At 73.2% G+C, this 12,188-nt stretch carries 15 protein-coding genes and 2 pseudogenes; 9 read left to right on the top strand and 8 right to left on the bottom strand.

Going from position 1 to position 12,188, the window contains the following annotated elements:
* Window positions 1-9: 9 nt before the first annotated feature.
* Window positions 10-141 carry a hypothetical protein gene (locus J7E94_RS35470; protein ID WP_285440805.1) on the bottom strand — a complete coding sequence of 44 codons (132 nt, stop codon included), beginning with the start codon at window positions 139-141 and terminating at the stop codon, window positions 10-12.
* A gap of 73 nt (window positions 142-214) precedes the next feature.
* Here J7E94_RS35470 and J7E94_RS20855 point away from each other — a divergent pair, with 73 nt between their 5' ends.
* From J7E94_RS20855 to J7E94_RS20845, 3 genes are all read left to right on the top strand, one after another.
* Complete coding sequence (locus J7E94_RS20855) at window positions 215-1,144, top strand: ABC transporter permease (protein ID WP_215017596.1); 930 nt, start codon at window positions 215-217, stop codon at window positions 1,142-1,144.
* Window positions 1,141-2,109 carry an ABC transporter ATP-binding protein gene (locus J7E94_RS20850; protein WP_215017594.1) on the top strand — a complete coding sequence of 323 codons (969 nt, stop codon included), beginning with the start codon at window positions 1,141-1,143 and terminating at the stop codon, window positions 2,107-2,109. The genes J7E94_RS20855 and J7E94_RS20850 overlap by 4 nt, the downstream gene beginning before the upstream one ends.
* 82 nt (window positions 2,110-2,191) lie before the next feature.
* A complete protein-coding gene (locus J7E94_RS20845) occupies window positions 2,192-3,673 on the top strand; it encodes a condensation domain-containing protein (protein WP_215017592.1) in 1,482 nt (493 codons plus the stop codon).
* Between the two features lie 40 nt (window positions 3,674-3,713).
* Here the strand turns inward: J7E94_RS20845 and J7E94_RS20840 are convergent.
* Window positions 3,714-3,971 (bottom strand): annotated as a pseudogene (locus J7E94_RS20840) (RNA polymerase subunit sigma-24); the annotation flags it as partial.
* A gap of 30 nt (window positions 3,972-4,001) precedes the next feature.
* On the bottom strand, window positions 4,002-4,271 hold the full coding sequence (locus J7E94_RS20835; protein ID WP_215017590.1) for a hypothetical protein: 270 nt from the start codon (window positions 4,269-4,271) through the stop codon (window positions 4,002-4,004).
* A 107-nt stretch (window positions 4,272-4,378) separates the two neighbouring features.
* Between J7E94_RS20835 and J7E94_RS20830 the strand changes: the two genes are divergently transcribed.
* From J7E94_RS20830 to J7E94_RS20810, 5 genes are all read left to right on the top strand, one after another.
* Window positions 4,379-4,729 carry a co-chaperone YbbN gene (locus J7E94_RS20830; protein ID WP_215017588.1) on the top strand — a complete coding sequence of 117 codons (351 nt, stop codon included), beginning with the start codon at window positions 4,379-4,381 and terminating at the stop codon, window positions 4,727-4,729.
* A 93-nt stretch (window positions 4,730-4,822) separates the two neighbouring features.
* Window positions 4,823-6,019: a cytochrome P450 gene (locus J7E94_RS20825; protein WP_215017586.1), complete on the top strand. Its 1,197-nt coding sequence runs from the start codon at window positions 4,823-4,825 to the stop codon at window positions 6,017-6,019.
* Between the two features lie 32 nt (window positions 6,020-6,051).
* Window positions 6,052-6,249, top strand: coding sequence for a ferredoxin (locus tag J7E94_RS20820; protein WP_215017657.1), 198 nt, complete (start codon window positions 6,052-6,054; stop codon window positions 6,247-6,249).
* Window positions 6,250-6,368: 119 nt separating this feature from the next.
* Window positions 6,369-6,722 carry a DUF1304 domain-containing protein gene (locus tag J7E94_RS20815; protein WP_215017584.1) on the top strand — a complete coding sequence of 118 codons (354 nt, stop codon included), beginning with the start codon at window positions 6,369-6,371 and terminating at the stop codon, window positions 6,720-6,722.
* Complete coding sequence (locus tag J7E94_RS20810; protein ID WP_215017582.1) at window positions 6,719-7,297, top strand: TetR/AcrR family transcriptional regulator; 579 nt, start codon at window positions 6,719-6,721, stop codon at window positions 7,295-7,297. Before J7E94_RS20815 ends, J7E94_RS20810 begins: the two co-directional genes overlap by 4 nt.
* A gap of 105 nt (window positions 7,298-7,402) precedes the next feature.
* On the opposite strand, the gene J7E94_RS20805 is transcribed toward J7E94_RS20810, so the two are convergent.
* Entirely contained in the window at window positions 7,403-7,609 is a 207-nt protein-coding gene (locus J7E94_RS20805; RefSeq protein WP_215017580.1) for a cold-shock protein, read from the bottom strand.
* Between the two features lie 506 nt (window positions 7,610-8,115).
* On the opposite strand from J7E94_RS20805, the gene J7E94_RS20800 reads away from it, so the two are divergent.
* Window positions 8,116-9,603, top strand: a complete 1,488-nt coding sequence (locus tag J7E94_RS20800) for a DEAD/DEAH box helicase (protein WP_215017578.1) — start codon at window positions 8,116-8,118, stop codon at window positions 9,601-9,603.
* A 67-nt stretch (window positions 9,604-9,670) separates the two neighbouring features.
* Here the strand turns inward: J7E94_RS20800 and J7E94_RS20795 are convergent, their stop codons facing one another.
* From J7E94_RS20795 to J7E94_RS34775, 4 genes and pseudogenes are all read right to left on the bottom strand, one after another.
* Window positions 9,671-10,141, bottom strand: coding sequence for a hypothetical protein (locus tag J7E94_RS20795; RefSeq protein WP_215017576.1), 471 nt, complete (start codon window positions 10,139-10,141; stop codon window positions 9,671-9,673).
* Window positions 10,138-10,410 carry a hypothetical protein gene (locus tag J7E94_RS20790; protein ID WP_215017574.1) on the bottom strand — a complete coding sequence of 91 codons (273 nt, stop codon included), beginning with the start codon at window positions 10,408-10,410 and terminating at the stop codon, window positions 10,138-10,140. Before J7E94_RS20790 ends, J7E94_RS20795 begins: the two co-directional genes overlap by 4 nt.
* A gap of 186 nt (window positions 10,411-10,596) precedes the next feature.
* On the bottom strand, window positions 10,597-11,154 hold the full coding sequence (locus tag J7E94_RS20785; RefSeq protein ID WP_215017572.1) for an SRPBCC domain-containing protein: 558 nt from the start codon (window positions 11,152-11,154) through the stop codon (window positions 10,597-10,599).
* Between the two features lie 135 nt (window positions 11,155-11,289).
* Window positions 11,290-12,188: pseudogene (locus J7E94_RS34775) on the bottom strand (IS200/IS605 family accessory protein TnpB-related protein); the annotation flags it as partial.

Raw genomic sequence — 12,188 nt, 5'->3', positions numbered from 1 at the left:
CGTGGCGCTTCAGCGGACGGCGGACTGCCCGGCCTGGTCGCCCTGGCCGGTCCGGTCGCCCCGGTCGCCCTGGTCGCCCCGGTCGCCTTGGTCGCCCCGGTCGCCTTGGTCGACGCGGTGCGGCGGAGACGCCCAGATCACCGCTCCCCGGGACCAGGCCGTTCCCGCGGAGCTGATCCGGGCGGCCAGGGCCCTGCCCGAGGTGCGGACCTCGGTGGCCGCCTGGACGGAGGAGGACGCCTTCCTCTTCGGCGTCGACCGGGGTTCCCGGCAGGTCACGGTGGTCGTCGCCGATCCGGCGGCCTACGCGGAGCTGGCCCGGACGGCCGGGCGCGGCCGCTTCGACCCGGCGGTGCTCGCCGGGGGCGGGGGCAGCCTCGACGATCCCGTGCCCGCGCTGTTCAGCGGCGACCTCGGGGCCGAACCCGGCGACCGGCCTTTCCGGCTGCGGATCCGCGGTGAGGACCTCCAGGTCAGGGCCGCCGGGGTGGTCGACGGCACGCCGGCCCTGCCGGACCGCGGCGGCGCCACCCTCGTGCTGCCGGCCCGGCCGATGACCTCGCTGCTGCCCAAGTCCGCGCTGCCGAACAGGTGGTTCGCCACCGGTTCGGTCGACGCCGACCGGCTGGAGGAGCTGCTCCGGGCCGCGCTGCCGGCCGCGGCCGCCGAGAAGTACCAGGTGCGGACCAGTGCCACCGTGGTCGCGAACCTCGCCACCGACCCGCTCCAGCATGCGGTGCAGCGCCTGTTCTGGGCTTCGGTCGCGGGGGCCGCCGGCTTCGCCCTGCTGGCGGTCCTGCTGACGCTGGTCCGGGCCGCGCCCGAACGGGCCGCGCTGCTGGCCCGGTTGCGCACGATGGGGCTGCGGCCGCGCCAGGGCGTGGCGCTGATCCTGACCGAAGCGCTGCCCCAGACCCTGGTCGCCGCGTTCGGCGGCGCGCCGGCCGCGGCGGCCGCCGTGGCCCTGCTCGGCCCGGCCGTGGACCTGTCGGCCCTGGTCGGCGCGCCGGTCGCGGCCGGGGTGGACCTCGCCGCGCGGCCGGTACTGACCCAGGCGCTGGTCGTGGCGGTCGTCCTCGCGGAGGCGGCGATATCCGGCCGGAGACAGATCACCACCGAGTTGAGAGCGGGAGACGAGCGGTGAACACCGACCAGCCGACCTACGAAGAGCTGCGCCGGCAGGCCCTGGCCGCCGCAGCACCCCGTACGACGGGGGCGGGCACGGCCATCGTCTGCGACCGCCTGGTGCGCATCTTCAGCGCCGGCGGCGTCGAGGTGCAGGCCCTGCAGGGGCTCGAACTGACCGTGGCGCAGGGCGATCTGGTGGCGCTGGTCGGCGCTTCGGGCAGCGGGAAGTCCACGCTGCTGAACATCCTGGCCGGCCTGGACGTCCCCACGGCCGGCACCGCCACCGTCGGCGGCTACGACCTGCTGGAGATGTCCGCCAAGGACCGGCTGCGCTACCGCCGCGAGACGGTGGGTTTCGTGTGGCAGCAGACGGCCCGCAACCTCCTGCCGTTCCTGACGGCGGCCCAGAACATCGCGCTCCCCATGCAGTTGAAGGGGCGCGCCTCCCGGGGCGCGGCCGGGCGCCGCGCGGCCCGCGTCTCGGAGCTCATGGAGGCCCTGGAGATCGCCAGCCTCGCGGACCGGCGCCCGGCCGCGCTCTCCGGCGGCCGGCAGCAGCGCGTGGCCATCGCCGTGGCCATGGCCAACGACCCGCGGGTGCTGCTGGCCGACGAACCCACCGGGGAGCTGGACTCCGAGACCGGCGCCGCGATCTTCGAGGCCTTCCGCACGGTGAACCGGGACCTCGGCGCGACGGTGGTCATCGTGACCCACGACCCGCTCGTCGCCGGCGAGGTCCGCCGTACGGTCGCCATCCGCGACGGCCGCACGAGCAGTGAGGTCCTGCGCCGCACGGTCACCGACGAGCACGGCGCGGAGTCGGTGAGCGAGCGCGAGTACGTGATGCTGGACCGCACCGGCCGCGTGCAGCTCCCGCAGAAGTTCCTGGAGGCCCTGGGCATGGAGCACCGCGTCGCGGTGGACCTCGCCGCCGACCACATCGAGGTCCGCCGCGACGACGTGGAGGCCGAAGGATCCTGAGCCCGCAAGTCGTTCCGTCACCTCCCCGGCCCGGGGGTCGTTAGGGGCTGGGGGGTTGACTCGGGGGCGAAGGGATGACGGAATGCGGCAATTTCCTCTGGAGATGCACCAGGTGGCACCCGGCCGGGTGGTCGAGTGGCGGTTGCGGTCCACGGCTGCGGCCGGGGCCGACGGCCCGGCCGATCCGACGGGCAGGAGGGCGTCCTTCAACCAGGACAAGCACTTCACCGTAGCGGAGGAGAGCCGCGCCGCCGATGATCCCGTGGCGTCGTGGCTGGCGGTCACCTTCGAGGTGGCCGGGCGGCTGGACGAACGGGCCCTGGCCCAGGCCCTGCTGGGCTTCGTCCAGCGGCACGAGGTGCTGCGGTGCGCGTTCCGCCGCCTGGCCGGGGAGTTGGCCTGCGAGCCCTTCGACCCCGCCGAACTGGCGCTCGATGCCGAGGAGGTGGGGACCTTCGCGACATCGGAGCTGCTGCGCGGCTTCCTCGTCGAGCGGTTCAAGCGGTCCATCGACACCCTCTCCTGGCCGCTGTTCACCATGGGCGCGGTGCTGCGCGAGGACTCCGCGACGGTCTACCTCGCCTTCGACCACATCGTGTGCGACGGCATGTCGATGCCGATCGTCGTCAACGAGGTGCTGAGCGCGTACGAGGCCCTGTGCCGCGGCGAGGACGTCGAACTGCCGTCCGCCCCCAGCTACCTCGACTTCGCAGACGAGCAGCGGCGGCGCTACCTCTCCATCGAGGCCGACGACGGGCGTCTGGACTACTGGAAGTCCTTCATCGGCCGGGGCGGCTCGTTCTTCCCCCGCTTCCCGCTCGACCTCGGCGTGGAGCCGGGCCGGATGTACCCGATCGTCAACGAGGCCTCGACGCTGCTGGACGCCGCCGATGCCGAGGTGTTCGAGAAGACCTGTGCGACGGTCGACGGGAAGCCCTTCATGGGGGTGCTGGCCGCTGTCGCCGTGTGTCTGCGCGAGGCCGGCGGGCCCGGTGTCTACCGGGGCCTCATGCCGGTCAGCGAGCGCGGCCGGGGCACGTGGGCGGACTCGGTGGGCTGGTTCGTCAACACCATGCCCATCGAGTTCGACGCTTCCCCAGGGCGGGATTTCGCGCAGGTCATGGCCGCGGTGCGGGCCGGGTTCACGGAGATGATCGGCCATATCGACGTTCCGTTCGTACGGGCGTGGGAGCTGCTGGCGCCCGAGGAGTTCGCCGCCCGCTCCTGGCCGTACCCGGTCAACTTCTTCTCGTACCTCGACATGCGCAAGTGCCCGGGCGCCGAGCGCCACGGCCAGTGGCGGCCCGCGACCCATGTGTGGTCGGCGCGCGCCAACGGGGCCTGCTCGTGGTTCCAGCGGGACGCCGCCGGGATGCACATGAACTCCCTGTACGTCGACACCCCGGCGGCCCGCCGCACCATGGGCGACTTCCAGGAGGCCCTGCGCCTGACGGTCCAGGAGATCGCCCGCTCCGGCGGGTTCCGGCGCCCCATCGCACTGACCGCGCCCCGCCGGCCGCTCGGCACACCGCTCGACGTGGCCTCGTTCGCCCGCCGCAGATGACCAGGGGTCCCGGCCCGCGCGGGGCCGGGGCCGCCACGGATCAGAGGCCGGACGCCCGCCGCAGGAGCAGGGTGCGCTCGCGGGCGTTGCGGGTGAGCGCGGCCGCGCGCTCGAACTCGGCGCGGGCCTCAGCCGGCCGTCCGAGGCGTTCGAGCAGGTCGCCCCGTACGCTCGGCAGCAGGTGGTAGGCGCGCAGGGCCGGTTCCTCCGCCAGGGCGTCGACCAGCGGCAGGGCCGCCTCGGGCCCCTGAGCCATGGAGACGGCGACCGCCCGGTTGAGTTCCACCACCGGCGAGGGGGGGCCCGGGGACGGGGGGCCCGGGGCCGGTCAGCGGCTGTCGCCGGTCCAGTCCCAGCGCCCCGGATCACCCGGTCGGCGGCGGTAGTGGGCGCGGCCGCCCGCTCCGTAGCGCCCTATCTCCGTGGGGAGCCTGGCCTCCTCGGCGAGCTGCGGGGCGCTCCAGCCGGTGATGTCGAGGAGGAGCCCGTCGAGGGGGCCGCCCACGAGTTCGCCGTAGACGTGGCCGGGGCGCGGGCCCGGGTCGGGGTCGTCGTGGTCGGCGCCGTAGACCCGGCGCCGGAGCATCCTGTCGTCCATACCGCTCAGCTTCACAGGCGCCACTGACAACGGGCCACCTCCGAGCGGCGATGATGGTGGCCGCCTTCCCGATCACGGGCGGGGCGCGGGAGCGAGGAGCGGTACGCATGGCACGTCGGGTACACCAGCCACTGGAGGACCAGGAGTTCGACTTCATCCTCTCCATGGCGCCGGGGCCGGTTCTCGCCTACTTCTGCGGGACCTGGCCGAAGGCCCTGGATGCATGCCGCGCGATGGACGCCGTCGTCGGCGAGCTGGCCGAGGAGTACGGGGCGCGGTTCACCGCCGTCCGTACCGACATGACCCGCTGCCCCGGGCCGACCAGGCATTACGGGGTGACCGCCGCCCCGACCGCCGTGCTCATCAAGGACGGCGGGGCGGTCGCGAGCCACGCCGGACCGATGACGCGCGAGGAGTTCCGGGTGTTCCTGGACACCCACTTGGGCGAACTCGGGTGATCTGGCCGAAAGTGGCATAGGTGGGATAGGTGCCTCAGGCATGTAATGGAGTCCGGCACGACGGATCACGGAACCATGCTCGCGAGGTGCTTGATGTCCTTCACGTCAGAGACCGTTGCCTTTCCCCAGGACCGGACCTGCCCCTACCACCCGCCGACCGGCTACGAGCCCCTGCGGGAGGGGCGGCCCCTCTCCCGCGTCACCCTCTTCGACGGCCGCTCGGTATGGGTGGTCACCGGGCACGCCGAGGCGCGCGCCCTGCTCTCCGACGGCCGGCTCTCCGCCGACCGCACGAAGGCCTCCTTCCCCGCGCCCACCCAGCGCTTCAAGGGGCTGCAGAACCGCCGCGCCGCACTGCTCGGCTTCGACGATCCCGAGCACAACGCGCAGCGCCGGATGCTGATCCCGCGTTTCAGCCTGAAGCGCACCGCCGCCCTGCGTCCGCGGATCCAGCAGACCGTGGACCGCCTGATCGACGAGATGGCGGCCGGCGGCCCGCGGGCGGAGCTGGTCGGGGCCTTCGCCCTGCCGGTGCCGTCGATGGTGATCTGCGACCTGCTCGGGGTGCCGTACGAGGACCACGAGTTCTTCGAAGGACAGTCGCGCCGGCTGCTGCGCGGGCCGGAAACGGCCGATGTGGAGGAGGCCCGCCGGCAACTCGACGCGTACCTGCACGACCTGATCCAGCGCAAGCGCGCGGAGCCCGGGGACGGCCTGCTCGACGAGCTCATCGCCCAGCGCCTGGAGACCGGTGAGATCGATGTCGAGGAGCTGGTCGCATTCGCCGTGATCCTGCTCGTGGCCGGCCACGAGACCACGGCCAACATGATCTCCCTCGGCACGTTCACCCTGCTGCGCCACCCCGAGCAGCTCGCCGAACTGCGGGCCGATCCGTCCCTGATCTCGACGGCGGTGGAGGAGCTGATGCGCTTCCTGTCGATCGCGGACGGGATGCTGCGGGTGGCGACCGAGGACATCGAGATCGGCGGGGTGACGGTGCGCGCGGACGACGGGGTGGTCTTCTCCACCTCCGTCATCAACCGCGACGCGTCCGTCTTCGAACAGCCCGACACGCTGGACTGGCACCGGCCGGCCCGCCACCACGTGGCCTTCGGCTTCGGCATCCACCAGTGCCTCGGCCAGAACCTGGCCCGCGCCGAGATGGAGATCGCCCTGGGCACGCTGTTCGCGCGGCTGCCCGGCCTGCGGCTGGCGGCCGAACCGGACCGGATCCCGTTCAAACCCGGCGACACCATCCAGGGCATGGTCGAACTCCCCGTGGCGTGGTGAGGGCCGTGGCCGACACGACTCCCCGTCCCCCCGTGCACATCGAGATCGACACCGGCGTCTGCATCGGCGCGGGCCAGTGCGCGCTGACCGAGCCCGCAGTGTTCACCCAGGACGACGACGGCTTCGGCACGGTGCTCCCGGGCCGCGCGGACGGCGCCGGCAGCCCGCTGGTCCGCGAGGCGGCACGGGCCTGCCCGGTCTCGGCCATCTCCGTACGCCCGGGCGCCTGATGCCCGGAGGAGGCTGACGGACTCCGGGGGCGGGCCCGCCATGGGGCGGGATCGGATTTCCTGTACAGTTGTCCAGGAAATCCGATCCTGACGAACCCCCCGGCGAAGTGGAGGCGGCCATGCACACGGTCGCTCTGATCCTGATCGGCCTCGTGGCCTTCCTGCACGCGTACTTCCTGGTGCTGGAGATGTTCCTGTGGCAGCGGCCACCGGGCCGCGCCCTGTCCGGCTTCGACGCGGACACCGCGCGCCTCACCGCGCCGCTCGCCGCCAACCAGGGCCTCTACAACGGGTTCCTGGCCGCCGGGCTGGTCTGGTCCCTGGTCATCGACTCGCTCGCCACGCAGGTCTTCTTCCTGGTGTGCGTGATCGTCGCCGGGGTGTACGGGGCCGCGACCGCCAACCGCCGTATCCTCGTGGCCCAGGCCCTGCCCGGCGCCCTCGCCCTCGGCGCGGCGCTGCTCGCCGCGTGAGCCCACAGGAGTCGCGCGCGCCGGACCCCCGTACGGCCAGGACGAAGGCGCGGTTGCGCGAGAGCCTGCTCGCCGAGTGCGCCGGCCGGCCGCTCGCGGAGGTCAGCGTCTCGGCGGTGGTCCGCCGGGCGGGAGTCGGCCGCGCCACCTTCTACCTGCACTACGAGGACCTCACCACCCTCGCCGTGGACGCCTGCGCCGATGTGGTGCACGCGGCGGTCGACGCCCTGCACGCCTGGCAGACCGGCCCCGCGGCCGTCGCCCCGGCCCGGCCCCCCGCCGCACTGGCCGGCTTCCTGGCGGGCGCCGCCCAGCGCGCGCCGCTCTACCGCACGCTCCTCCTCCCGGGCGGCGGCGGTCCACTGGGCGAGCGCCTCCACCGGGAGCTGCGGGCGCGCGCCCGCGCCGAGCGCACGGCCGTCGGAGCCCCGCACCCGGACCTCGTGGCCTCGGCGGTCGCCGCCGCCTTCACCGGCGTCCTGGCGGACTGGCTCCACGAGGCCATCCCTGCCGATCCGGCCGGCCTGGCGGACCTCATGTGGCCCCTCCTGCTGGCCCTCCACCGCGCCGTCTAGTGCGGCGAGGGACACCGCCGGACCCTCGAAAGCCCCCGGGCGCGCGAAAGCCCCGCCGGATGACCGGCGGGGCCCGGGCTCACGAGAGCGCCTCGCGAAGCGGTACTACCCGATGGGGACCACCCGCTCTGCCTGGGGGCCCTTGGGGCCTTGGGTGACCTGGTACTCGACCCTCGCGTTCTCATCCAGCGACTTGAAGCCGGTGGACTCGATGGCGGAGAAGTGCACGAACACGTCGGGGCCGCCGTCGTCCTGCTGGATGAAGCCGAACCCCTTCTCCGAGTTGAACCACTTCACGGTGCCTGTTGCCATCTGGCTGATCCTTCTCAACGTTCCACTGCGGGCCGCACGCGCGGCCGTCTCGATCCTGCCCAACGGTCCCGCACAGCACACGCTGGACGCGGCCAACCGGGGCGCGCCGCGGATTCGAACTTCTGGCCGCCCCATCCGTGAATCGGGGGAAAGGTACCTTCGGCGCACCCTCCGAAAGGGGACGGACATGGTCAGGTTCGCAACATTCCCCGGCCCGGCGACGACTACCGTCCCGCGATCTTCATGCGCTGCTGTCCGGAGCGGGCAACGACGCGGCGGATCGAGGCCGAGGGGCTGCTGCGCCGGCTCGCCGGCTCGGCGCCCTGTTCACGGACTACACCCCCGACGAGATCGCCGTGATCGCCGACTGGTTCCAGCGCGCGGCGGTCGAGGTGCGCGCCCACTGCGCGCAGGTGCGGGCGGGCGAACTGGACGCCGCGGAGGCGTAGCCCCCGCTGGTACCATGGGCGGTTGACCATCTTCTTTCCTGCTTCGAAAGGTTCTGCATGAGGAACCCGTCAGCTCATGGGCGCTTCGGTGTGAAGGGCGGTGCCAAGGCCGCCACCAAATCCGGCGCCAAGGCCCCTCGGAGCATCGGGCCGCAGGGTGAGTTCACGATGCACGAGCCGAAGGTGCCGGCGCTGCCGCCGGTGAAGTCGTTCTCGGAGCTGGACCTGCCCGATGAGCTGGTGAAGACGATGGCCGACCTGGCGGTGAAGGAGCCGTTCCCCATCCAGGCCGCGACCCTTCCCAACGCCCTGGCCGGGCGGGACGTCCTGGGCCGCGCGCAGACCGGCTCCGGCAAGACGCTCGCCTTCGGGCTGGCGCTGCTGGCGCGTACGGCGGGACAGCAGGCCGATCCGAAGCGCCCGCTGGCGCTGGTCCTCGTGCCGACGCGCGAGCTGGCGCAGCAGGTGACGGAGGCGCTGACCCCCTACGCCGAGGCCCTGAAGCTGCGGATGGCCACGGTGGTCGGCGGACTGTCCATCGGGCGGCAGGTCAGCTCGCTGCGCACCGGCGCCGAGGTCGTGGTGGCCACGCCGGGGCGGCTGAGCGACCTGGTCGGGCGGCGTGACGTCCACCTGGAGCGCGTGAAGATCACCGTGCTCGACGAGGCCGACCAGATGTGCGACATGGGCTTCATGCCGCAGGTCACCGAAATCCTGGACCAGGTGCACCACGCGGGGCAGCGGATGCTGTTTTCCGCGACCCTGGACCGCAATGTGGACCACCTGGTGCGCTCGTACCTGAAGGACCCGGTCTCGCACTCCGTCGACCCGCAGGCGGGCGCGGTGACCACGATGGACCACCACGTGCTGCACATCCACGCGGCCGACAAGATCTCGGCGGCGACCGAGATCGCGGCGCGCGACAAGCGGGTGCTGATGTTCCTCGACACCAAGCACGGGGTCGACCAGTTCGTGAAGCACCTGCGGGCCATGGGCGTACGGGCCGAGGGGCTGCACAGCGGAAAGTCGCAGCCGCAGCGCACCCGGACCCTGGCGCAGTTCAAGACCGGGGCCGTCACCGTCCTGGTCGCGACGAACGTCGCGGCGCGCGGCATCCACATCGACGACCTGGACCTCGTGGTCAACGTCGACCCGCCGGCCGACCACAAGGACTACCTGCACCGGGGCGGCCGCACCGCCCGGGCCGGCGAGTCCGGCCGGGTCGTCACCCTCGTCACCCCGAACCAGCGCCGGGACATGGTCCGGCTGATGGCGGACGCCCGGATCCGGCCCACCATCACCCAGGTGCGGTCCGGCGAGGCGGCCCTGAGCCGGATCACCGGGGCGAAGGCGCCGTCCGGGGTCCCGCTGGCCGGCGCGGCCCCGACCGACGCCCAGGGCAAGCCGTCCGGCTCGGAGCTCGGTTTCCGCGGGATGGGCACCCGCCCCGGGCGGGTGGGCAAGGGCAAGGAGTCCCGCAAGACGCTGGAGGCCAGGCAGCAGGCCGAAGCCCGCCGCGCGGCGCGGGTGCGGCGCGGCGTCTGACAGCTGCCGGCCGAGGCGCGGCGGGAGCCGGCGGGGTCCTCGTACAGCGCCCGGCCGCTGCCCATTGTCAGACCACGGTACGGCGGCGCAGGCGCTCGGCAGCGGCGTTGCGGACGCGGCGGGTGCGGGCGCTGGAGGCGAGCAGGACGAGGGCGTCGAGCGAGGTCAGGGACTGCGCGGCGGTGCGCTGGCACCAGTCGGAGGCGGCGACGAGCTCCGCGGCAGACCAGGGCTCGCCGTGGGTGATGGCCTTGAGCAGGGTCCACTCGCGCAGCCGGCGCTCGGGGAAGGCACGGCCGGCGAGCACGCCGGTCATGGCCCGCGCCCAGGCGGGGAACCCGTCGTCGGCCAGCAGCCGTGCCGCACGGCGGTCGAGATGGGTGACGACCGCGCTCTCGGCCATGACCGGGTCGGGATCACGCAGCACGGCTGCCGCGACCTCGGCCTCGGCGTCCGCTCCCGGCGCCACGGCGAGCGACTCCAGGTGGCGGCCGTAGCGCCAGTGCTCGGGGGGCATGGCGGCATCGGAACGGCTCATCGGGCAACGCCTTCGCCGACGCGCCCGACCCACGCGCCGTACGTGGCCGGCTCCCAGCGGACCTCCACGGCCCGGCCGTGCACGTCCCGCGCGAGGGCGGTCCCGGTACCGGCCGCCCTGGCCTTGGCCTGCTCGGCATCGACGACGGCCGGATCCGGCCGACCGCACCCCACTCCGGCGATCGCCTGAGCCCAGCCGCCCGCCGTGGGCATGACCCATACCGTCTGCGGCACGGCGATGGCCGGCCGCTGCTGCTTCCCTCTCCCCATGGCACCCATTCCACACGACCGCCCTGAGCGGCCGGCGGTCAGGGTGCCGTCGGGCTGCTATCCGCGGGCGCGAGCCGGCATCAGGCACCCGGGGGGGCGCGCCGACCGGCTGGTAGCCGGCGGCCCGGACGACGCGGACGCGGAGAGCCGGCTCCCGGGCGCGCGCCGGTTCTCCGTGCCGGCCGGTCAGCTGCCGTCGGGTCCACCGGTCGGGTGGGGCTCGTGCGCCTCGTGGCCGCCGGACCCCTGTTCCGACTCGTGGCCCGGCTCGGGCAGCGGGGCCCCGGTCTCCAGCAGGGTCTTGAGGCTGGAGGCGAGCAGCGGCCAGGCGCGGCCGCACATGCCGATGAGGGTGCCGCGGGGTTCGAAGCCCTCGTGGAGGATGGTCAGCCGGGCGAGGGTCTCGCCGACCGGCTCGATCTCGTACGTCACCTTCGTGCGCCGCTCCTTCGCCAGTTCGGCCCGCAGCTCCTCGCCGATGCCGACCGAGGCCGCCCACTGCGGGGTGAAGGTGTGCCAGGTGTAGGAGAGCAGCCGGTCGGGGACGCAGTCGAGGACCACCTGCTCGGGATCGCTGGTGCGGGCCCCGCGCTCGACCCAGTCCATCGGCGAGCCCACCGCCCAGTCGGTCTCGAAGCTCAGGCCCCAGTACCGGCGCGTAAAGGCGGGCTCGGTGAGGGCCTGCCAGATCCGGTCGGGGTCGGCCTGGATGTACAGGGTGTAGGTGATCGCACTGTCGCTCATGGCCCCATGCTGCGGGACCGCGGACCGCGGATGCCGGATTTCCCGACCATGGCGGCTCCGGCGGCCGCCCCCGCCCGGCGCGGGCCACCCCCGCCGGCGGCATCCGGTTCACGAGACGTGGAAGGCAACCGTTCCTTAATCAGCGTGCAGGAGTGAGTCTTGGACCCATTCCTGGTCACTGCGGACACCCCGAACGGTTTTGGGTGTCCTGGTTGCCCGCGTTCCTTGTGTTGTCCCTGTCCGGGTACGTAGCTCTCGGCTACGGTCCGTGACGGGGCGGCGGGTTTCCTCACGCCGCCGGTCACCTGGTCCGGCCTGGGCGCTCCGATGCCCGCCGGCATCGCTCTGGTGCTGGCGGGGCGGTGTGGTCCGTCGCCGGATCGGGTGTCCGAGGGCGCGTCGTGCGATGGCCACGCTCGCCGCCTGGTGGCGGGTCACGGGCCTGGTCTTGGTGGTGAGGGGTTTCTGCCAGTGCTGGCCGCCCCACATGCTGGTGTAAGCCGGGTCTACGGCGATCACCCGGATTCCAGCCTCGGTGCACATGCTCAGGAGCCGGGCCTTGAGTTTGCCGGTGGGGATACCGGACATCAACTGGCGGAAGCGGCGCTTGCGGCCGTGCTTCTCCCGGGTTTTGGAGTCGGTGAAGTCGAGGTCTTCGACCGCGATAGCGCGGACGCCGGTCGCGCCTGCCCAGTGGAGGAGTCGGGTGAGGGCGTGGCGGAGCTGTGCGTCGCGGTGGCTGGCAGTGCCGGTCAGGTTGTAGTCGAAGCGGCGGGGTTCGCCGACCGGGTTGCCGTGGGTGTCGAGGTGCCAGGCGGCGAGGTGGTCGGCGTTCATGTCCACGCCGATGATCTCGCCGGCCCGCAGGGACTCCAGCGGCACGACGGGCGCGTCTTTGCGCTGCCAGGACGCGTCCAGGTACCAGCGGCCCCGGGTCACATCCAGGTGGATGCGGTAGGCGACAGCTCGGTTCTGCGATACACGGTCACGCCATTCGTCGCCCCGGTGCGGGAAAGCGACGCGGGCCGTCAGGG

Origin of the sequence: Streptomyces sp. ISL-94, from assembly GCF_018614075.1 — a bacterium.
GTDB lineage: Bacteria > Actinomycetota > Actinomycetes > Streptomycetales > Streptomycetaceae > Streptomyces.
The sequence above is the reverse complement of the archived record's forward strand: the minus strand, read 5'-3'. Positions and strand labels throughout refer to the sequence as shown.